Annotated in this window: 25 protein-coding genes and 1 pseudogene; 9 read left to right on the top strand and 17 right to left on the bottom strand. The window is 57.4% G+C overall.

What is annotated here, in order from left to right; translation table 11 throughout:
- Positions 1-3 precede the first annotated feature (3 nt).
- Genes DHN12_RS19250 through DHN12_RS19265 form a run of 4 tightly spaced genes read right to left on the bottom strand, consistent with a single transcriptional unit; the run spans position 4 to position 2,306 of the window.
- Positions 4-438 (bottom strand): MarR family winged helix-turn-helix transcriptional regulator, encoded by a 435-nt coding sequence (locus DHN12_RS19250; RefSeq protein ID WP_108861635.1) that lies wholly within the window; start codon positions 436-438, stop codon positions 4-6.
- A gap of 14 nt (positions 439-452) precedes the next feature.
- Complete coding sequence (locus DHN12_RS19255) at positions 453-1,283, bottom strand: carbon-nitrogen hydrolase family protein (protein WP_108861636.1); 831 nt, start codon at positions 1,281-1,283, stop codon at positions 453-455.
- Positions 1,283-1,540: a glutaredoxin 3 gene (grxC, locus tag DHN12_RS19260; RefSeq protein WP_108861637.1), complete on the bottom strand. Its 258-nt coding sequence runs from the start codon at positions 1,538-1,540 to the stop codon at positions 1,283-1,285. Before grxC ends, DHN12_RS19255 begins: the two co-directional genes overlap by 1 nt.
- 37 nt (positions 1,541-1,577) lie before the next feature.
- Positions 1,578-2,306, bottom strand: a complete 729-nt coding sequence (locus DHN12_RS19265) for a ComF family protein (protein WP_108861638.1) — start codon at positions 2,304-2,306, stop codon at positions 1,578-1,580.
- 16 nt (positions 2,307-2,322) lie between these two features.
- On the opposite strand from DHN12_RS19265, the gene DHN12_RS19270 reads away from it, so the two are divergent.
- Both DHN12_RS19270 and hemH read left to right on the top strand, forming a co-directional pair.
- Entirely contained in the window at positions 2,323-3,153 is an 831-nt protein-coding gene (locus DHN12_RS19270; RefSeq protein WP_108861639.1) for a methyltransferase domain-containing protein, read from the top strand.
- A gap of 57 nt (positions 3,154-3,210) precedes the next feature.
- Positions 3,211-4,260, top strand: coding sequence for a ferrochelatase (hemH, locus tag DHN12_RS19275; RefSeq protein WP_108861640.1), 1,050 nt, complete (start codon positions 3,211-3,213; stop codon positions 4,258-4,260).
- Between the two features lie 76 nt (positions 4,261-4,336).
- Here the strand turns inward: hemH and DHN12_RS19280 are convergent, their stop codons facing one another.
- A complete protein-coding gene (locus DHN12_RS19280; protein WP_108861641.1) occupies positions 4,337-4,519 on the bottom strand; it encodes a hypothetical protein in 183 nt (60 codons plus the stop codon).
- A 140-nt stretch (positions 4,520-4,659) separates the two neighbouring features.
- The gene (locus DHN12_RS19285; RefSeq protein WP_108861642.1) at positions 4,660-5,259 is read right to left on the bottom strand and encodes a L,D-transpeptidase; all 600 of its coding nucleotides are present in this window, start codon (positions 5,257-5,259) and stop codon (positions 4,660-4,662) included.
- Between the two features lie 169 nt (positions 5,260-5,428).
- Between DHN12_RS19285 and DHN12_RS19290 the strand changes: the two genes are divergently transcribed.
- Positions 5,429-5,944, top strand: a complete 516-nt coding sequence (locus DHN12_RS19290) for a CAP domain-containing protein (RefSeq protein WP_108861704.1) — start codon at positions 5,429-5,431, stop codon at positions 5,942-5,944.
- A gap of 63 nt (positions 5,945-6,007) precedes the next feature.
- Here the strand turns inward: DHN12_RS19290 and DHN12_RS19295 are convergent, their stop codons facing one another.
- The 7 genes from DHN12_RS19295 to DHN12_RS19325 all read right to left on the bottom strand — a co-directional run bounded on the left by DHN12_RS19295 (position 6,008) and on the right by DHN12_RS19325 (position 10,791).
- The gene (locus tag DHN12_RS19295) at positions 6,008-6,472 is read right to left on the bottom strand and encodes a PTS sugar transporter subunit IIA (protein WP_058273066.1); all 465 of its coding nucleotides are present in this window, start codon (positions 6,470-6,472) and stop codon (positions 6,008-6,010) included.
- A 60-nt stretch (positions 6,473-6,532) separates the two neighbouring features.
- Positions 6,533-7,096 carry a ribosome hibernation-promoting factor, HPF/YfiA family gene (hpf, locus tag DHN12_RS19300; protein ID WP_058273067.1) on the bottom strand — a complete coding sequence of 188 codons (564 nt, stop codon included), beginning with the start codon at positions 7,094-7,096 and terminating at the stop codon, positions 6,533-6,535.
- Between the two features lie 253 nt (positions 7,097-7,349).
- Positions 7,350-8,108: an LPS export ABC transporter ATP-binding protein gene (gene lptB, locus DHN12_RS19305; RefSeq protein WP_058272996.1), complete on the bottom strand. Its 759-nt coding sequence runs from the start codon at positions 8,106-8,108 to the stop codon at positions 7,350-7,352.
- Positions 8,108-8,599 (bottom strand): LptA/OstA family protein, encoded by a 492-nt coding sequence (locus DHN12_RS19310; RefSeq protein ID WP_058272997.1) that lies wholly within the window; start codon positions 8,597-8,599, stop codon positions 8,108-8,110. Before DHN12_RS19310 ends, lptB begins: the two co-directional genes overlap by 1 nt.
- A 3-nt stretch (positions 8,600-8,602) precedes the next feature.
- Positions 8,603-9,202 (bottom strand): LPS export ABC transporter periplasmic protein LptC, encoded by a 600-nt coding sequence (lptC, locus tag DHN12_RS19315; RefSeq protein WP_108861643.1) that lies wholly within the window; start codon positions 9,200-9,202, stop codon positions 8,603-8,605.
- 15 nt (positions 9,203-9,217) lie between these two features.
- Positions 9,218-10,180, bottom strand: a complete 963-nt coding sequence (locus tag DHN12_RS19320; protein ID WP_108861644.1) for an SIS domain-containing protein — start codon at positions 10,178-10,180, stop codon at positions 9,218-9,220.
- A complete protein-coding gene (locus tag DHN12_RS19325) occupies positions 10,177-10,791 on the bottom strand; it encodes a ribonuclease D (protein WP_108861705.1) in 615 nt (204 codons plus the stop codon). Before DHN12_RS19325 ends, DHN12_RS19320 begins: the two co-directional genes overlap by 4 nt.
- A gap of 134 nt (positions 10,792-10,925) precedes the next feature.
- Here DHN12_RS19325 and DHN12_RS19330 point away from each other — a divergent pair, with 134 nt between their 5' ends.
- The 6 genes and pseudogenes from DHN12_RS19330 (at position 10,926) to DHN12_RS19355 (ending at position 15,893) form a co-directional block, all read left to right on the top strand.
- Complete coding sequence (locus tag DHN12_RS19330) at positions 10,926-11,189, top strand: metal-sensing transcriptional repressor (protein WP_108861645.1); 264 nt, start codon at positions 10,926-10,928, stop codon at positions 11,187-11,189.
- A gap of 3 nt (positions 11,190-11,192) precedes the next feature.
- A complete protein-coding gene (locus DHN12_RS19335; RefSeq protein ID WP_108861646.1) occupies positions 11,193-12,425 on the top strand; it encodes an MFS transporter in 1,233 nt (410 codons plus the stop codon).
- 34 nt (positions 12,426-12,459) lie between these two features.
- Positions 12,460-12,888, top strand: coding sequence for an Lrp/AsnC family transcriptional regulator (locus DHN12_RS19340; RefSeq protein WP_108861647.1), 429 nt, complete (start codon positions 12,460-12,462; stop codon positions 12,886-12,888).
- A gap of 85 nt (positions 12,889-12,973) precedes the next feature.
- On the top strand, positions 12,974-13,651 hold the full coding sequence (locus DHN12_RS19345; protein WP_234416704.1) for a lytic transglycosylase domain-containing protein: 678 nt from the start codon (positions 12,974-12,976) through the stop codon (positions 13,649-13,651).
- Positions 13,652-13,660: 9 nt separating this feature from the next.
- Positions 13,661-14,878, top strand: a pseudogene (locus DHN12_RS19350) (FHIPEP family type III secretion protein); the annotation flags it as partial.
- Entirely contained in the window at positions 14,808-15,893 is a 1,086-nt protein-coding gene (locus DHN12_RS19355; RefSeq protein ID WP_108861649.1) for a flagellar basal body P-ring protein FlgI, read from the top strand. The pseudogene DHN12_RS19350 and the gene DHN12_RS19355, both read left to right, overlap by 71 nt.
- A 62-nt stretch (positions 15,894-15,955) precedes the next feature.
- Here DHN12_RS19355 and DHN12_RS19360 read toward each other — a convergent pair whose 3' ends face one another.
- The 4 genes from DHN12_RS19360 to DHN12_RS19375 are packed head-to-tail and all read right to left on the bottom strand — an operon-like array spanning position 15,956 to position 18,968.
- A complete protein-coding gene (locus DHN12_RS19360) occupies positions 15,956-16,600 on the bottom strand; it encodes a DUF1523 family protein (protein ID WP_108861650.1) in 645 nt (214 codons plus the stop codon).
- An 11-nt stretch (positions 16,601-16,611) separates the two neighbouring features.
- Complete coding sequence (locus tag DHN12_RS19365) at positions 16,612-16,878, bottom strand: hypothetical protein (RefSeq protein WP_108861651.1); 267 nt, start codon at positions 16,876-16,878, stop codon at positions 16,612-16,614.
- Positions 16,879-18,216 carry a DUF6638 family protein gene (locus DHN12_RS19370; RefSeq protein ID WP_108861652.1) on the bottom strand — a complete coding sequence of 446 codons (1,338 nt, stop codon included), beginning with the start codon at positions 18,214-18,216 and terminating at the stop codon, positions 16,879-16,881.
- Complete coding sequence (locus DHN12_RS19375) at positions 18,213-18,968, bottom strand: hypothetical protein (protein WP_108861653.1); 756 nt, start codon at positions 18,966-18,968, stop codon at positions 18,213-18,215. Before DHN12_RS19375 ends, DHN12_RS19370 begins: the two co-directional genes overlap by 4 nt.
- Positions 18,969-18,984: the final 16 nt, after the last annotated feature.

The following is an 18,984-nucleotide window of genomic DNA, read 5'->3' on the forward strand; positions in this document are numbered from 1 at the left end:
CCCCTACTCCAGCTGCAACCGCAAATCCCGCAATACGGGCAACGTGCTGCGCACGCGCTCCAGTCCCAGTTCTCCGACCACGCGGTTGATCAGCGGGGCGATTGATGTGATCGCCTGATCCCGCGCCCTGCGACCGGCGGGGCTGATCGCCACCATCTTGCGGCGGGCGTCGTCCCAGTCGGGGCGGATGTGGATGTATCCGGCCCATTCCAGCTTGGCCAAGGTGTTGGTCATCGCACCACGCGTGACGTGGAACGTATCGGCCAATTGTGCCGGGCTACGCTCATCCCCGACAAAGACAAGATGGTTGAGCACCGAGAAATGCGAAATCTCCATACCCTTGGGCAGCACCCGGCTAAGCCGATTACGCAACAGCTGGTCGGCGGTCAGGATTTCGCTGAACAGCGTGACCGCAAGGGCATTGTGTTCGTCAGTCATGGTCCGGTTCTGGATCAGGGTCCGTCAAAGCGACGGACGTGAGTCAACGAGGGCACGCGACGGCGCGCCTCAGACACAGAACTATCATGCATATCGAAAATGTGAATGCCCGGATCGGTCCCTGCGTCGATGACGACCTCGCCCCAAGGGGCGACAACCATGCTGTGGCCATAGGTATAGCGCGTCTTGCCGCGGGTTTTAGGGTGCTCGCCAGTTTGTGCAGGGGCCAGAACCCAACAGCCGGTTTCAATCGCCCGGGCGCGCAGCAACGATTCCCAATGGGCCGCACCCGTGACCGGCGAAAACGCGGCCGGAACCGTCAGGATTCGCGCACCTGCCTGCGCCAACGCCGCATAGAGCGCCGGAAACCGGACGTCATAGCAGACGGTCATGCCAAGCTTGCCAAAATCGGTGTCGGCAATCACCGCCTTGTCGCCGGGGCGGTAATTTTTGGATTCGCTGAAGGTCTCGGTTTCGGTGACCTGCACGTCGAACATGTGTATCTTGTCGTACCGCGCCACGATCTGCCCCTGCGGGTCGATCATGAAGGACCGGTTGGCAAACCGACCGTCTGAATCATGGGTTTTGATCGCCAAAGACCCGATCAGCAGCCAGACACCCAGCGCAGCGGCCTTATCCCGCAGGCTGGCCAGCGATTGGTCATCTTCTTCGTGCTGCAGGACTTCGCGCTGCCGCGTGGTGCTGGTGGACACGCAATTCGTCACCTCGGGCGTCAGGATGAACCGCGCGCCTTGTGCCGCAGTCTCGGCCATCATGGCGCGCACCCTGCCCAGATTTTCGCCCGGATCATCCGACGAGGTGATTTGCAGCAGCGCGGTCTTCATCAGGCCGCGAGCAGGCGATCCAGCTTACCCTGACGCTCCAGCTCATACAGCTCGTCACAGCCGCCCACGTGCTGCGCACCAATAAAGATCTGTGGCACAGTTCTTTTGCCGCCGGCGCGCTGGATCATCTCGGGCTTGCGCTTGGGATGCATCAGCACGTCAACTTCCTTGAATTCGACGCCTTTCTGTTTCAGCAAGCGTTTGGCCGCGTGACAAAAGCCGCAGAGCGGCGAGGTGTAGATTTCTACCGGTTTCATATTCCGTACCTTCGCGTTTCGCATAATCTTGGGCGAATTAGGCATCCTTGGCAACGCGCGCTAGGGTCAACACGGAAATATGATTTGCTCCGGATGCAAGGCAGACACGCGCGCAAGCCGCCAGTGTTGCGCCGGACGTCATCACATCATCCACCAGCAGAATATCGCGGCCTCGCAAGCGGTCTTGTCGCTTTGGATGGGCGATGATCGAGCTTTTAAGGATTTCAGCCCGCTCTGCCGCTGTTTTGCCATCCAGAACAGGCGTCTTTCGGTGGCGAAGCAAAAGGTCCGGGCACACCTCCAGCCCTGCCTCTTTCCCAAGGTGCTGCGCCAGTAGGGCGGACTGGTTGTACCGGCGTTTCAACAACCGGGACCAGTGCAAAGGCACCGGTGCAAGCAGCATGCCTTCCCGGAACATCTCTTGCCCGGCCCTCGCCAGCCAGCGTGCGGCGGGGCGCGCCAGTTCGGGCCTGTCACCATGTTTCAAGGCCAGCACCAGCGACCGCGCTTTGCCATCGTACAAAAGGGCCGAACGCCCATCTTGCCAGGGGCGCGGCACAGCCAAGCAATCGTCGCACTCAATCCGGTGACCGTCTGCAACCCCCGGTAATGGCACCCCGCAGCTTTCGCAAACAACTCCACCGATAAAGGGCGTCTCGCGCCAGCAGGACCCGCACAGGCCGAAATCCGATTCGGTCAGGTCCCCGCATCCCAGACAGCGCGGCGGATAGATCAGCGCGACAGCGGTTTGAATCCCGTGCCACATGCGATAATTGCGCCCTATGAAACTGCCTGTGTCCAATACACCCTCTTTGTTTGATCGCCAGGTCCTTGCCCGGCACCGCGCTCGCGCAAAGGATGAGGCCCTGTTCCTGCACCGTGCCGCTGTAGACGAAGTGCAGGATCGACTCTCCATGGTTAACAAAACCTTTACGGCCCCGGCGATCGTGACGCCATTTGCACATATCTGGCAGAACACGTTGCCCGAGGCGCAGATCGTTGAGGATGATGAGGTTCTGGCCCTGACCCCCGACGCGCATGATTTGGTCATCCACGCCATGGCGCTGCATTGGGCCAATGATCCTGTAGGGCAACTGATCCAATGTCGCCGTGCTCTGCGCCCCGACGGTTTGCTGTTGGTCGTGTGTCTGGGCGGCGAAACCCTGCACGAATTGCGAGCCGCATTGGGACAGGCCGAAATCGAAGTAACCGGAGGCCTCAGCCCCCGTATCGTCCCGATGGCCGAGCTGCGCGATCTTGGCGTGTTGCTGCAACGGGCGGGGTTTGCGCTACCGGTCGCCGACACCGCGCGCCTGACGGCGGAATACCGCGACATGCAGCACCTGATGCATGACCTGCGTGCCATGGGTGAGACCAACAGCCTGTCCGGGCGCATGAAACAACCCACCAAGCGACAGGTTTTTACGCGCGCACAGCAGGTCTATGCCGACAACTTCTCAACGCCCGGGGGGCGGTTGGCCGCCACCTATGAATTGATCTGCCTGACCGGCTGGTCGCCCGATGACAGCCAACAGAAACCATTGCGCCCCGGATCAGCCAAAGCCCGGCTTGCGGATGCGCTGGGCACAAAAGAAGGTAAACTGTCCAATTGACGACCGGGCTTTTCCGGTTATCTCAGTCCAGTACAGAGAAATCTCAGGAAGCATCAGATGTTTGACGCCACTCGCCCCGATCATGCCGCCGCAGACCATCCAAAGGTCAAAATGGGCCGCGTCGGCATTCTGCTGGCCAATCTCGGTACGCCGGATGACTACAGCTATTGGCCGATGCGCCGGTATCTGAATGAGTTTTTGTCGGACCAGCGCGTAATCGACTATCCCAAGTGGAAGTGGCAGCCGATTCTGCAAGGCATCATCCTGTCCAAGCGCCCGTTCAGCTCGGGTGAGGCCTACAAGTCGATCTGGAACCACGACAAGGGCGAAAGCCCGCTAATGACGATCACCAAGGACCAGACAGCCAAGCTTCGCGACGCGATGCAGGAACGGTACGGCGATCAGGTGATGGTCGATTTCTGCATGCGCTATGGTAACCCTTCGACCAAATCCAAAGTGAGTGAGATGGTTGCCGCAGGCTGTGACCGCATCCTGTTCTTCCCGCTTTACCCGCAATATGCTGGCGCAACGACTGCAACAGCCAATGATCAGTTCTTCCGCGCGCTGATGGACGAAGCCTGGCAACCTGCATCTCGCACCGTTCCAGCCTATTTCGACGAGCCTGCTTATATCGACGCTTTGGCCGGGTCAGTGGAAAAAGCCTATTCCGCGCTGGAGACCAAACCGGATGTCTTGGTCTGTTCCTATCACGGCATGCCAGAGCGCTATTTGCAGCAGGGCGACCCGTATCATTGCCAATGCGCGAAAACGAGCCGATTGCTGAAGGAACGGCTGGGCTGGTCGGACGATCAGCTGGTCTCAACCTTCCAATCGCGATTCGGTCCCGAGGAATGGCTGAAACCCTATACCGTCGAGCACGTGGCAGAGTTGGCCCGGCAGGGAAAGAAGAACATCGCGGTAATCGCACCGGCGTTTTCCGCCGATTGCATCGAGACGCTGGAAGAAATCAACGAAGAGATCAAGGAAAGCTTTGAAGAGGCCGGCGGTCAAACCTTTACCTATATCCCCTGCCTCAATGACGATGATTCGCACATTGGCGCACTGGGCAAGGTAATCGAAGATAATCTGAAGGGCTGGCTCGACTAACCAACACCCACCATACAGACATGAAAAAAGGCGGTAGATCGCTCCACCGCCTTTTCTCTAGATTTAGCTCGTCAAATTAGCTTGCTGCAACAGCTGCGGCAACTACGACCAGCAGGACCAGCGGCAGGATGATACCCTGCGACGAACCCTGAGTTTCCTCTACAACAACCGGTGCTTCAACAACCGGCTCTTCCAGGTTACCGGCATAAGCGGTCGAAGCAGCAGCAGTCAATGCAGCGGCGAGAACGAGTTTTTTCATATTAACCTCCAGAGTTTGCACGGCTCCATCTATCGGATCCGCACACCTAAGACTTACCTCGTGGTTTTTTTCTAATCAGCTATATGGCTGGAATGCAATTGCAACTTGGGCCACAAGCGGGTTCGTGCGCGAAAATGTCGTCAAATAAGCAACACTTGCGTGCCGACCTTCGCCATCGAGAACAGCTCAGCGATATCTTCGTTGAACAGGCCGATGCATCCGTTCGACGACCGGCGACCAATTTTGCGCGTGTCATGCGTTCCGTGAATCCGGTAGTATTTCCAACTCAGGTATAAAGCATGTGTTCCCAATGGGTTGTCAGGGCCCGGTGGAATATGGTCCGGCCATTCGGGATTTCGTTTCTTCATAGAAGGTGTCGGCGACCAGCTGGGACCTTCAACTTTGCGGATGACGCTGGTGCGGCCCCGGCGGGTCAATTCTTCGGTCAGCGGAACCGATGAGGGGTAGAGTTTGTATACAGATTGATCATCTGACCAATAATGCAGCGCTCGGGACACCGTATCGACCAGAATGGCCCCATTTCTCGTATTCGAGAAATAAGGCTGCCAATCCAAGGCGCGGAACCCCGAGACATTGCGACGCACGTCTGGCTCGGCCTCGGGTGCGGGGCGCAGTGGGTCACCTGGAATGTACTGGGCAATCGCTGGCGATGCCAGCAGGGCCGAAGCACCGGCCAGAAATCCTCGGCGGCTTGATGAGAGAATGGGTTTCTTGACCATAGTGAACGGTCCTTTGCGAAAGATGACCTGAAATTTTCACGTATTTTATTGCCAGAATGCGTCAATCGCAAATCAAACCGGCAGAAACATGCAAGAATCAGCCATTGCAGGTTTGCCGAAGGCTGCATGGCGCGCTATGCCGTATGTCGACACAATAATCAGGTCGATCATGACGCGTATTATCACATTTCTGTTTCTTTGCTTTGTTGCGCTGGCTGCATGTACCCCAAGCGGCACCCCAACTTACGGATCAGACGGCCGCCCACTGCCATCGGTCTACAAGATTCGCGGCAACCCCGAAAAGCTCCAGTTCCGTATGCTGGATTCGGTAAATGCCTTGCGCCAGGCTCAGGGTTTGCAGGCGGTGCAGCTGAACTCGCAGCTGAATGCTGCGGCCGCGACCCACTCCAAAGATATGGCGCGCCAGAACCGCCCATGGCACTTCGGTTCGGACGGATCGTCGCCCATAGATCGCGCGCAACGCGCCGGTTATTACGGGACTTTCCTGGGTGAGGCGATCTCGGAAACCTATGAGACCGAAACCGAAACTTTGGCCGCCTGGATGCAGGAACCTGGCCCCCGAGCCGTGATCATGGACCCCAAAGCCTCACAAATGGGCTTTTCCTGGCATCAGGAAGGTGGCGGGAAAATCTGGTGGACACTGGAAATGGGAGCAGGCGGGTAAGCAAAAGCCGCCTCAAAGAAAAAAAGCTCCCAGCTTTCGGCGGCTTTTTTTATTTCTGCAAGGTCAGGCGGCCTGCATGGACTGCGCTTCGGTCAGAATCGCGTAAAGCTTGACCGGATCAGGGTTGGCCCGCAGCTTTGTACAAACTGACGTGTCGCGCAGTGTACGGGACACCAGTGCAAGCGCCTTAAGGTGGTCGACACCCGCCTCTTCCGGCGCAAACAGTGCAAAAGCGATGTCCACCGGCTGCCGGTCGACCGATCCAAAATCAATCGGTTTTTCGAGCATAACAAACACACCCGAGACAGAGTCCAGATCTGTCAGCCGAGCGTGCGGCAACGCGACGCCGTGTCCAACACCGGTCGGTCCAAGGCTTTCGCGCTCCAGCAAGCAATCGACGACAGTCTGCGCATCCAGATGCAAAGTTCCGGCGGCAACATCGCCAATTTCCTGAAACAACCGCTTCTTGCTAGAAGCGGCGGACAACACACGTACTGCTTCGGGCTTTAATATGCTCGAAAGCTCCATCATCACGCTCCATGGCGGGGCCCCTGCAATTGCAGGGGCGTGCCTTGCTAGTCTTGCCTGTTACGGATCAATCCAGCCGATGTTACCGTCTTCGCGACGGTACACGACATTCAATCCGTCCTTGTTTTCGTTTCGGAACACAAGCACCGGCGCACCGGCAAGTTCCATCTGCATGACCGCCTCTCCAACACTCAGCGATGGGATCTTGGTTTCCATCTCGGCCACGATCATGGGCTGCAGAGTATCGGGCTCGTCAGCCGTCTCCGATTCGTCAGAGGCGAGGATATAAGACGACGCTCCGAAGAGTTCAACAGGCTCGGACCGATCCTTGTGGTGGTCTTTCAGTCGGCGCTTATAACGGCGCAGTTGCGTTTCCATCTTGTCGCAGCATCCCTCAAACGCCGCGTAAATCTCGGTTGCGTGTGCCTTGGCCTGAGCGGTCAGACCAGTGGAAAGATGCACTGTGGTTTCGCATACATATTCATGCGCTGAACGGGAAAAGACGACGTTGGCATCTGTCGGACGTTGGGCATATTTGCCCACGACCTCGCCCAGTTCGGTCTGCACATGAGTCTGCAGGGCCGCACCGATGTCGATCTGTTTTCCGCTGATTTGGTAACGCATGTGATCTCCTTCACAATTCACACCCATTTCTGACGTCACGTAATGCGACGCGCTTGTTTTTATCGGGTGGGGGACTTCGGCAAATCCTGCGGTAACCGCACCGGCCCCCCTTCCAGGAAGGAACGTCGTGATCCAGTCGGAAACCGAAGAAATGCCATAGTCCAATTGAGGCAAGAGACGGCGGGAGAGTCAATCAAAACAGGCGTGTATATACGTGATTTCCGCCATGCGCCCGGCGAAAATCTGCGCAAGCTCATGAAATACGGAAGTTTTCGCCCAGGTAAACCCGGCGCACGTTTTCGTTTTCAACCACTTCGTCGGGTGTGCCGGACATCAGGACCTGACCGTCATGCAGGATGTACGCACGATCCACGATCTCTAGTGTTTCGCGCACGTTGTGATCGGTGATCAACACGCCGATTCCACGCTTTTTCAGGTCCGCAACCAGATGGCGAATATCCCCGACGCTGATCGGGTCGACCCCCGCAAAGGGTTCATCCAACAACAGATATTTCGGATCTGCCGCCAAACAACGCGCGATCTCGACCCTGCGGCGTTCACCGCCCGACAGGGCCAGCGCAGGTGCCCTGCGCAGGTGTTCGATCGAGAAATCGGACAACAGCTCTTCCAGCCGCTCTTTTCGGCGGTGGGCGTGGTTGACGGTGATATCCAGAACGGCGGCAATGTTGTCTTCGACACTCATGCCACGGAAGATTGACATCTCTTGCGGCAGATATCCGATCCCAAGACGCGCGCGGCGATACATAGGCAGCGTTGTGACAACCTGACCGTCAATCGTAACAGTGCCGGCCTCAGGAAACACAAGGCCCGCGACCGAGTAGAATGTGGTGGTCTTGCCTGACCCGTTCGGACCCAACAGCGCCACGACCTCGGATCGGCCCAAGGTCATGGAAACGTCGCGGATCACTGTCTTTTTTCGGTAAGACTTGCGAAGTTTTTCGATTTTCAGGCCAGAGGCACCTTCGGCCACCGTCAGGTTTGGCTGAGCCATCAGTTGGCTCCCTGCTGCAGGATGGTCTTCACGTTGCCGGTCATCGTCGCTTTGCCGGTGGTCAGGTTGGCGTTCATCTGGTCGCCGCTGATCGTGCTTGGCCCCTGCAACAGCAGAACGTTGCCCTTCATGACGATCTCACCTGAATCGATGGTGTATTCCGCCCAGTCGCCTTCGGCCGCATCCGGAGGACTGACCAGAATCACGTCTTCGGTCGCTTCCATCCGTTCGATACCTGAACGGTCTTCGTTATAAATGACTAGCACGCGTTCCGCGGTCAGGCGCATTTCACCCTGAATTACGATCACGTTCCCCAGAAACTCGGCCGAGCCGTCTTCCTGATTTACGTTCAGCTTTTCCGAGGTCACCTCGACCGGCAGGCTTGGGTCGGCATTAGCCGAACCAAAAGCAACCTGAGTTTCCTGCGCTGTCGCAGAGATCGCACCAGTTACCAGAGCAGCGCTTACAAGGGCTAATCGAAAATAGAACACAGGTTATCTTTCTGCTTTTTGAGGCTCATACACCAACTTCACGCCATCTGTAAAAATAATATGGACCGGTCCATCTTTTTTTTCAGTCCCAAATGTCATTCTGCCCGCAGTAAAATCACCAATAATACCGGTTCCGTCGACCTGACCGGGCGTGTCGCCCTGAATTTCGTCCAGCGCGGTGTTCAACAGATCGGTCGTGACGACGATGCCGTCCGTTGTTGTTATAACCACATCCCCGACAAAGGTAGCTGTATTCTTGTCCGGACGGATCATGCCAGTGTTGGAGTCCAAAGTGATCACGCCGCCATTCAGCAGGCCAAAGCGACCCCGAAACTCGGCCGCTGTTGGCGCTTCGCCCTCAGTACCCTGCGTTGCCCGGCTTGCCTCGATCTGAACGTCTTCACCTTTGCGGGTCGTTCCTTGATAATTGGGCTGCATCACCACCTGATCCGCCAAACGTTCATCGATATCCTGCTGGTTGAAGGGCACGGATACATTAGTTTCGATGCTGCGCGACAGCAGGAACACAGTCGACAGCATAGCAATGGCCACCAGAGGCAGCACCACCTTGAAGAACTGTACCCTGCGTGAGTGTCCGTCCAACGCGTTACCCTCCGCCTAGCCCAATCCGACGCGCAGGCAGTCGTGGATATGCAATAGCCCCTCTGCCGGGCCTTGTGTCTCGGGGTCGACCACGAACAGCGAAGTGATCTTGCGATCGTTCATGATCGCCACTGCCTCTTCCGCCATTGCGTTCGGGGAAATGGTCAGCGGATTGGTGGTCATGACCTCTTTGGTGGTCTTGTCCAGAAGGCCGTCCATGTTCCGGCGCAAGTCACCGTCAGTCACGATGCCAATCAGGCGGCCCGCCTCATCCGTCACGCCGACAACGCCAAAGCTTTTCTGGCTCATGACCAACAGCGCCTCGCTCATGGGAGTGCCCTCAGACACAACTGGCAGATCGGCGTGCATCAAATCCCGCACGGTGGAAAGCTGCGCCCCCAGCTTGCCGCCAGGGTGGAAGGCGCGGAAGTCCTCAGGCTTGAAATCACGGTACTTCATCAACGCAATGGCCAAGGCGTCGCCCATCGCCAACGTCAACGTGGTTGAAATCGAGGGCACCATGCCAAAACCGCAAGCTTCGCCCAGCGACGGGATCAGCAAATGCACATCCGCCCGCGTCATTAGCGTGCTTTCCGGCTTGCTGGACAATCCGATCAAGGGAATGCCAAAGCGGCGGGTAAAGGCCAGCAGATTGACCAGTTCCGGCGCTTCGCCCGAGTTTGAGATGGCCAGAACCACATCGCCTTTCGACACCATGCCCAGATCGCCATGGCTGGCCTCGGCCGGGTGCACGAAATAGGCGGGCGTGCCGGTGCTGGCCAGTGTGGCGGCAATCTTGTGGCCGATGTGACCAGATTTGCCGATACCGCTGATGATGATGCGGCCCGGAGCCTGCAGGATCATCTGCACGGCTTCGGCAAAATCTTCATTCAGGCTTTCGGCCAGCACGTCCAGCGCGCGGGCCTCGTCGGTGATGACCTGACGTGCGGTTCTCAGGAATGCTTCGGTATCGGTCATGAGTGCGCAAAAATATCCGTTTCGGGCCAGCCGGCGAGGTCCAGTTTCGCACGCATCGGCAGGAAGTCAAAACAGGCCTGCGCCATTTCGGTGCGGCCTTCGCGGGCCAGGCGTCCGTCCAACGCCTCGCGCAGCTGATGCAGGTACAGAACATCAGAAGCCGCATAATCCAGCTGCGCGTTGGTCAGGGTCTCAGCGCCCCAGTCGCTCATCTGCTGCTGTTTCGAGATATCGACGCCGATCAGCTCTTGGCACAGGTTCTTCAGCCCGTGCCTGTCAGTGTAGGTGCGCACCAGCCGACTGGCGATTTTGGTACAATAGACCGGAGCGGCCAACGCGCCAAATGCGTGGTACATCGCAGCAATGTCGAAACGGCCAAAGTGGAAAAGCTTTAGCACGTCAGGGTTTTCCAGCATCGCACACAGGTTCGGGGCCTCGGTCTGTCCCTTCTCCACCTGAACGATGTGGCTGTTACCGTCGCCGCCTGACATCTGGATCACGCACAGCCGGTCCCGATGCGGGTTCAGCCCCATGGTCTCGCAGTCTATGGCCACAACAGGGCCCATATCCAACCCGTCCGGCAGGTCGTTTTTGTAAAGATGGTTTGCCACGGGGCTTGTCCTTTGTCCGGTATCGTCCCCGAGATAGGAGGTTTGGTCCCTAAACTCAACGCCATCCATGACGGTGCGGCAGGGACCCGCAGGTTGCGTTGGCCATATCCCTATGGGGAGGATAGGGTTATTGCATGACGCAGCACAAACACGAGTCGCACCCGCAGATCCACGCGCGTCTGAAACGGGCACACGGGCATTTGGCCCGGGTAATATCCATGCTCGAAGATCAAGAGCCCTGCACCGACATCGCACAGCAACTTTTTGCGGTTGAAAAGGCGATTACCAACGCCAAACGGGCCTTGATCCACGATCATATTGATCACTGCCTGTCACCAACGACCGCAACCAAAGACCCGGACGTGGAAGACTTCAAAACCATCACAAAGTACCTCTGACCGATGCTGAGCGTCCTGAAGAACCGCGTCTATCGGCATTTACTGGCGGCTCAGGTGGTTGCGTTGATGGGAACCGGGCTGGCGACGGTTGCCTTGGGGTTGCTCGCCTTTGATCTGGCCGGTGACGCGGCGGGTATGGTTCTGGGAACCGCCCTGACCATCAAGATGGTGGCCTACGTGGTTGTCGCCCCGCTCGCCGCTGCGTTTGCAGAACGGCTGGACCGACGCAAAATGTTGGTGGTGCTAGATCTTGTGCGTGCCGCCGTTGCGCTTTGTCTGCCGTTCGTGACCGAGATCTGGCAGATCTATGTGCTGATCTTCCTGCTGCAATCGGCCTCTGCTGGTTTCACCCCAGCCTTTCAGGCGACGATTCCGGATGTTCTGACGGATGAACAAGACTACACCAAAGCTCTGTCGCTGTCTCGGCTGGCCTATGACCTCGAAAGTCTGCTCAGTCCCGCTCTGGCTGCAGCGCTGTTGTTGATCATTAGCTTTGACAGCCTGTTCTGGGGCACAAGTTTTGGGTTCGTTGCCTCGGCAATCCTTGTCGTGTCGGTCGCCCTGCCTTCGCCCAAACCGACGAAACGGAGGGGGATTTACGACCGGACGACCCGTGGCATCCGCCTATACCTTGGTACGACACGGTTGCGCGGCTTGCTAGCGCTGACCTGGACTGCCGCGTCACTCAGCGCGATGGTCATCGTCAACACTGTCGTAATCGTGCGCGCCGATCTTGGGCTGTCGGAAAGTGCTGTGGCTATTGCACTGGCAGGGTACGGGTTCGGATCGATGCTGGCGGCCTTTGTCCTACCGTCTCTTCTGAACAACTACGAGGATCGCAGCGTTATGCTGGCTGGTGCAGCATTCGGGACGCTTACGATGGCCGTTGCAGCGGGGTTGTTCGCCTCGACCCAGATGACTTTGTGGGGGCTCGCGGTGTTATGGGCGGGTGCTGGCTTTGGCTATTCTGCCACTCTGACACCGTCCGGCCGCCTGCTGACACGCACGGCCCGCCCGGAAGACCGACCAGCTGTTTTCGCCGCGCAGTTCACCCTGTCCCATGCCTGCTGGCTGGTGCTGTACCCGCCGGCCGGGTGGCTAATGACCACCAAAGGGACCGAACAGACATTGATCTGGATGACTATTGCAGCCCTTGCGGGGCTTGGTATTACGCTTCTGATCTGGCCGCGCTCCAAGCTGAAAATGACGTCGGGCGAACACGCTGACAAACCTTGAGCATCCCAAGGTATTTGCACTACACCTTGGCCCTATGGATCAGCTTGACCGCCGCATCATCACAGCCCTGCAGCACAACGCCCGCGAATCTACGACCAAGATCGCGGCGAAACTGGGTGTGGCCCGGACCACCGTGCATGAACGCATTCAACGGATGGAAGAACGCGGCGTGATTGCCGGGTATTCGGTGGTGCTGAGCGCCCCCGAAGACGCCCCGCGCGTTCAGGTCGTTGTCTTGCTTGAGGTTCAGCAAAAAGAGACCAAACGTATTATCAAGCGGCTGGAAGCCTATCCCGAGGTCAAACTCTGCCTGTCGATCAATGGGGAATTCGACCTACTGCTGTCCGCCGAAGCCCCTAGGATCGAGGATCTGGACATTCTGGTCGACGAATTAGCAAAGATCCCTGGAGTTTTGCGAACCAACACCAGTGTCGTGTTCGGCCGCCGGATCGATCGAAACTGAGCGTCCGATAACCCTCTGTAAACCCTGACACAGCTAGCTTGGCCCGGACTGATCAGAATCCCGGACCGGCAGAATGCCATATCGAATGATCTTAGGACTGACCTTGGCGGCGCTGTTGGTTGCGCCGCAGGGTTTTGCCATGCCCAACACCCAAACAGCCCGCATCTGCGACAACGCCGCCCAGCGCGCCGCCCGGTCCGAAGGAGTGCCACTAGATGTCATGCGTGCAATCGCCCGGGTTGAGACAGGCCGCACAGCTGACGGGGCGCTGCAACCCTGGCCCTGGACGATCAATGTCGAAGGGAAGGGCATTTGGTTCACCTCAGAGTTCGAGACAAAATCATATGTGTTCGACATCTTCAAAGCAGGCAAACGCAGCTTTGATATCGGGTGCTTCCAGATCAACTACCGCTGGCACGGCAAGGCGTTCCGCTCGATCGACGCCATGTTCGATCCCGATAAAAACGCAACATATGCCGCGCGGTTTCTGAAAGAGCTGTATGCTGAGCTGGGCTCGTGGAACGCTGCCGCCGGGGCCTATCACTCGCGCACATCCGCTTTGGCAAACGCCTACGTGACGCGTTTTCAAACCGTTCTGGCTCAGTTGGGTCAGCAAACTCCAATCGCATCTGCGACGCGCGATCCGTTTTCCGGGGCTGCCGATCCATTAATTCCACCTCGAGTAGAACCTAACAACACTGGCGCTATGGGATCGCTGGTGCCGGTGGCCGGCGCCGCGACCGCTTTCATCCAATTCAACTAGGAGCTCTGTGTGCCCAAGATCGACGCCCGTTCGCTTTTCTCTCCGACCGTGCTGCTGGCGCTGGCGTTGATGACGGTCATCGTGATGATGATCCTGCCGATGCCCGCATGGGTTCTGGACGTCGGCCTGTCCGCCTCATTTGCATTGGCGATCCTGATCTTCACCTTGACGCTGTTCATCGAACGCCCGTTGGATTTTTCGTCCTTCCCAACCATCCTGCTCGCCTCGCTGATGCTGCGGCTGTCGCTGAACGTGTCCTCGACCAAGCTGATCATCGGTCAGGGCCATACCGGCCCCAGTGCTGCCGGAGACGTGATTGAAGGGTTTGCGAATTTTGTTATGGGCGGCAGCATCTTTCTGGGCCTCGTCGTCTTTGGTGTACTGCTGATCGTGAACTTTATGGTCATCACCAAGGGCGCGGCCCGCATGGCCGAAGTCGGCGCGCGATTTGCTCTGGACGGAATGCCCGGCAAACAGCTGGCCATCGACAGCGACATGTCCGCCGGAGCTATTGACCATCAGCAAGCGAAAGAGCGCCGCGAACGTGAGCAACAGGAAACGACGTTCTTCGGCTCCCTCGACGGGGCCTCGAAGTTCGTCAAGGGGGATGCGGTTGCGGGGCTGTTGATCACGCTTCTGAACCTTGTGATGGGCCTGATTATGGGCGTAATCGTGCAGGGAATGCCCATCTCTGCCGCGTTTGAGACCTATGCCATTCTGACTGTCGGCGACGGGTTGGTTTCGCAAATCCCCGCTGTGATCATCTCGATCGCCTCGGCGTTATTGCTGGCGCGGGGTGGTACTCAGGGTGCAACCGACAGCGCGATCTTTTCGCAATTGGGTCGGCATCCGGCCGCATTGGGCACAGTGGCCATGCTGATGGTCTTGTTTGCGCTGGTGCCCGGCCTGCCTTTTCTGCCCTTCATCCTTGGCGCGGGTGTTCTGGGGTATGCGGCATACTCGGTGCACCGCAAACAAAAGGCCGAAGCAGACGCAGAACGGGCACCTTCATCCGAGGATGAAACCCCGGTTTCCCAAGCCATCGGGGACATTCTGGATCTGGACGACGTTCACCTGGAGTTCGCCCCTGATCTTGTCAGCATGGTTCTCAACCCCGGCACCGGGCTGGACGCACGAATTGCCAATATGCGCACATATGTCGCCTCAGGCTTTGGACTTATCCTGCCTGGCCTCCGCCGGCGCGATCCGACTGAAAGATCTGGTGGACTTCGACGGAGTCCGCGGAAACGATCTGGTCGGTTACGGTCTGGTTGTGGGGCTGAATGGAACCGGTGACGGGCTCAGGAATTCGCCCTTTACCGAAGAGATCATGTCCAACATTCTCGAAAGGTTGGGCGTCAACGTCAACGGCGAGGACTTCCGCCCCAAAAACGTGGCCGCTGTTCTGGTGACTGCAAGCCTGCCGCCTTTTTCGCGCGTTGGGGGGCAGATCGACGTGACGGGCTCTGCCATCGGAGATTCCAAAAGTCTACTGGGCGGTACGCTGATCATGACGCCATTGAACGCTGCTGACGGGCAGATTTACGCTGTTGCGCAAGGCACCGTTTTGGCAGGCGGCGTGTCGGCTGAGGGAGAGGCCGCCTCAGTTGTGCAGGGCGTTCCTACTTCCGGTGTGATCCCCTCCGGAGCAAGGGTAGAACGTGAAATCGATTTCGAACTTTCGGCTCTTACCCAGATGCGCCTTGCTTTGCGAGAGCCTGATTTTACTACGGCAGGCAGGATCGAGCTTGCCATCAATACCGAGTTCAACAGCGCGGTGGCCATCATGCGCGATTCCGGGACGGTTGAGCTGAACATCGCGGCAACGCAGACAATTTCGACCGCCCACGCGCTTGGGCGGATCGAGAACATTCTGGTCGAACCCGAAAGCAAGGCCCGCGTCGTGGTCGATCAGCGTTCGGGCACGATTGTGATGGGGCAGGAAGTGCGGATATCCCGCGTGGCGGTCTCGCAGGGCAACCTTACGCTCACAGTCGAAGAGGCGCCGATTGCGGATCAACCCAACCCCTTCGCGCGCGGCGAGACCGTTGTGGTGCCCAGAACAATCGCCGGAATAGAAGAAGAGGAAGGCACCGGGTTGGCTGAAATACCCGAAGCGGCAACCCTGTCCGAAGTCGTGGCAGGTCTGAACGCGCTTGGGGTGTCGCCCCGGGACATGATCGACATTCTGAAGACGATCAAAGCCGCCGGAGCGTTGCACGCCGAATTTATCGTCCGCTGAGGAACTCCGATCAGCGGGTCACTGCCAAGACTGGCGGAGGGGCCAAACGGCCCCTCCAAAACTTATTTGGATTTCCAACTGTTCAGCCACTTTCGGAACCTGCTGCCCTGCTCTTCTATGGCGTCGCCGGCGGCATAAAGGCCATCTTCCATATTCTCGATCACGGGATCAACCCGCGCCTCGCGAAACCGGCGCCAGCGGACCCAAAGGGCCCAAACTATCGCGAAGAATACGGTCAGGAAAATGATATTGAACCAGGGAATAATCCTAACGTCTTGGCTGTCTACTGACCAAGTCTTCACTGCATTCGGGAAAATCGACAGGAACTCACTTCGCCAACCGTAGTGGCGAACAACCACCCAGCGAGGCGCTTCGTTTGTTGATTTCAAGTCTGCGGCCTCGGCCTGCAGGTTCGACGAGTTTAGTTTAAAATAAGGTGGCCAGCCCCAGCCCGTGTCTTCGTTCCGATACACCATGACCTTGCCGTTGGTCTTGCGGGTCTGAATGAAAAACACATCGCGGTTTGGCGTTGTCGCATCACTGCCGACGTCATGAACCGACCAGAAGATGCTGTTCTCACCGGGGTCGATCCGTTTTTCATAGGTATCCGAAATCCGAACCACATCGTGCTGCGGAAGGGTGTAATTCAACACCGCCGCAATCGTGCCCCAAAACAGGATGATGATAGCCCATTTGACGTAACGCATCAGCGAAACCCTCACATGAAATTCGTAACATAAATCAGGATTGCGATCAGGCCCAGCGGCACCACGTAAATCCCAAGGATCAGTTTGCGTCGAAACGATCCGTCGTATTTTTTTAGCCCGCGCTGGACAAATGCATCGCGGTCGCCGGTCAGACCCTTTTTCTCCCAATGAGCGATCAGCTTACTGCGCCGTATCCAGCGGGAATAGATTGATACGCCAACATAAATGACCGTTAGAACGACCAGCAACGGGATCAAAAAACGCAGTGCGACGAACATTTAACTTCTCCCTACTGCGCCCCAGGGGCCGACGCGTGCGATGATGTCTTCGCTGTTCCGGTCATTACCGCTCATATCCGGTTCGTGGCCGAATAGTGCGGCCCGAGCGCCAGCCTTATCCACCTGATACTCGCGCGCAAGGAAGTCGGCAACATAGGCTTTTTTGGCCTCGGGCCAAGTCGCATAGGTGCGGTAGAACAGTTCCTTATGGCAAATGAACACCTGACGTGGGTCCAACGGGGCCAGTTCCGCCAACAACATGTTCACCAGATCGCGGTTCGGTGTGTTGGTCGCCCGCAGCGTATAGAAATAGGCCGGATGATCCGAGGTGATGCGCGGCCACGGTCCGCCATCCTTCGCCCAGCGCAGCAGTTGTGCCAGACCGTGATAAGCCTCGGGCAGACGATCCGAATGGTTTCGCGCCAGCCGTCGCATGTCACCGCGATCCAACCCTGTCAGGTCAACGCCTGCATCGGCTGCGGCGTCTACGGTCAGAAAATCCATCTTTTGCTGCAAGATTGCGGCGGAATTGACACCGCGCGCCTCGATGATCGTTTCGACCAAGCCGTTAAGCCCGAGGAACTTGGCGATCTGGTTCCGCTGAGATGGGTCAAAAACGTATTTGATCGGCATATCGTCGGGTCTGTCGCCCATACAGATCACCGCCGGGTGATCCAGATCCGGGAACAGGTAGAGCCCGTCGAAGTGCGCCGTCCAGAAATTGCGCTGCTCAAACGCGGTATGGCGCAAACGAACCGGGTTGCGGGTCACGTCGCCTGTTTCCTTGGCGGTCTCGATCATCTTGGCGATCAGCACATCGTCGAACCAGGCGTCCTCTTCGGTTTTGAACTGCTCGACCATGCCCGCCAGTTGCTGTGCCTTGCGCAGAGTGCCCCCTGCGGTGTCGGCCTCGACCTCGATCTTGCGCAGGTTCAGCAGATCGCGGGGTGTGGTGAGTCTGATGACCGAGTTCACCAGCTCTCCGGCCACCGCATCGGTGGCGGTTAGGGCAAACAGTTGCGCCTCGTTCATCTCGATGAATTCGCGCAGGATGTCGCGCGAGGTCGAGAATTTGACGTTCAGCAGTGGCGCGCGTTTCTGCTCGGTCGTCAACAGGATGAACTGTCGGTTGACCCCGTTGGGGTTGAGGTAGAGTTCATCCTCCAGCTCAATCCCCACCTCCGGCGAATAGCCCGAGATATCGACATGGAAATCCGTCAGCGCCGTGGTCTTGCCCGCCAGATGCTGCAACGCGCGGTTATACCGCTCGACCAGAGCCGGGCTGGAGATGTGGACGAGGTTGCCGAACATCAGGCCTTTTTTGATGAGGCGGATCATGCTTGGTCACGACTCCCATCATCAATCCGACGGATGACTTCTCTCAACAAGTTTGAGGTGCGATCTACTTTCAGATCACTCCTGTACATTTTACCAGCAAGTGAGAGCTTGTCATAGTATTCTATCAAGCCGTCCAAGTAATTATACGCTTCATACAAGTCATTTCTTTCGCCACCAAAACCGTTTCTCTTACTTTGCGGCAAGTCCACGCGACCTTCTCTGAAACGTCGGACCGCTTTTTCAAGGCAAGTGTTTAGCCCTAAATAAAACTCTCTTATCTCTTGATCTTTCCCTCGCGGTACAATTCTTCCTGAAACTTGGGATTGAGGAGCATCCAGCGGACAAGCTGTGTAAGTAACCGTTGTATCATCTAATGCCTCAAGGCGACGCTGAACGCCTAACAGCACTGCCTTCTGATTGACGTCCTCTTGTTGACTGGAGATCAAATTGAATTGATCGATCTGAGCTTTTGCCATTTTCTGGGTGGCAATCCTTTGCTCAGCCAATTCCTGTCTTTGTTCAGATAGTTCCTGCGACTGCAACCAGACAGTTGTGATCAACCAAACGAAGGCCAGTGCTCCCGCAAAGCCTGCAAGAGTGTCTCCTACTTCGTTCGGCGAAGCATTAAGAAAGCTGGCCCATTTTCCGTTGCTGCAGGTTTGACCAGCCCAAAAATTCGGTTGGCAAACTGGTTGAAGAAACACAAACAAACCCAGCAGGAGCACGAGCATGGTTGCGATAACTCCCCACATGACTGGGTTAGCGCTT

The sequence above is a fragment of the Ruegeria sp. Alg231-54 genome (genome assembly GCF_900143525.1).
GTDB lineage: Bacteria > Pseudomonadota > Alphaproteobacteria > Rhodobacterales > Rhodobacteraceae > Ruegeria.